Origin of the sequence: Streptomyces sp. NPDC127092 (assembly GCF_042722475.1) — a bacterium.
Classification (GTDB): Bacteria; Actinomycetota; Actinomycetes; order Streptomycetales; family Streptomycetaceae; genus Streptomyces.
Window position 1 is genome coordinate 274 of record NZ_JBHXFE010000258.1, and the last position, 1,048, is coordinate 1,321.

General features: G+C 71.0%; 1 pseudogene. It reads left to right on the forward strand.

Annotated elements, in window-relative coordinates:
• Positions 1-921 (forward strand): annotated as a pseudogene (locus tag ACFWJO_RS39495) (hypothetical protein); the annotation flags it as partial.
• Positions 922-1,048: the final 127 nt, after the last annotated feature.

A 1,048-nucleotide genomic window follows, 5' to 3' on the forward strand; every position in this document is an offset into this window, starting at 1 on the left:
GATGGAACGGCCGGCACCGATAGCTACCTGCTCCATGTCCCCGGCCGGGTCCTATTTGGCTACGATCTGCGCGTGATCTGTGGTGTCGGGGCCACGTGGACGGACTATCTGCGCGCCGTCCAGTCGCTGAACCCCTCGGGGGTGTTCTCCCACGCCACGGCCGCACGGATCTGGGGGATGTGGATCCCGGGCCAGCTGCTCGAGGATCCGCGGGTCCATCTCGCGAAGGAGCGCGGCCGCGGAGGACGGACGAGTCGGCCGGGCCTGGTCATGCACCAGCTCCAGCCGGACGCACCCGTGATCGAGTACCGGGGTCTGCGCCTGACCAGCCCCGCCTGGACCTGGGTGGACCTCGCCCATCACCTCTCTGTCGAGGACCTCGTGGTCGCTGGGGACAGCCTGCTGCCGTCACCGCACGGGGCGGAGGCGCGCCGTCTCGGTCACCTACCTGCCCGGGCCACCACGGTGGAGCAGATGCGGCGTCTCGCGCACGCACGGAAGAACGTCCGCGGCATCGTGCGGGCCCGCGCCGTACTGGACCTGTTGCGCACGGGCGCGGACTCTCCGCCGGAATCGCGGCTACGGCATCGGCTCCACGAGGCGGGATTCCCCGAGCCTCAGGTGAATCCCCCGATCCGCTTGAGCTCCGGGGAGACGGTCCGCGTGGACCTGGCCTGGGAAGAACTGCGGCTGTGCCTCGAGTTCGACGGCGACCAGCACCGTACGGATCGGGCTCAGTGGCAGCGGGATCGGGCGCGCAGGCGCGGTCTTGAAGCCGATGACTGGGCCGTCACCTGGGTCGCGGGCGAGGTCTTCACACGCGGTGGCTGGCCCCGCTTCGTCGGGGACCTGTCCCGTCTCATGCGTCGCCAGGCCACCCGTCGCGGTGCGGTGCTGCCGCCGGGACTGCCGGGGGAGTGAGGCGGCGGCGCGCGCCGGCGTCGTGGTCTGCCATCACGGGACGACGAGCCCTGCGATATGGCCCCTAAAACGCCCCGGAAGGGGCCATATCGCAAGGCTCGTCGCAAGAACCGCCCCGCCTCACCGC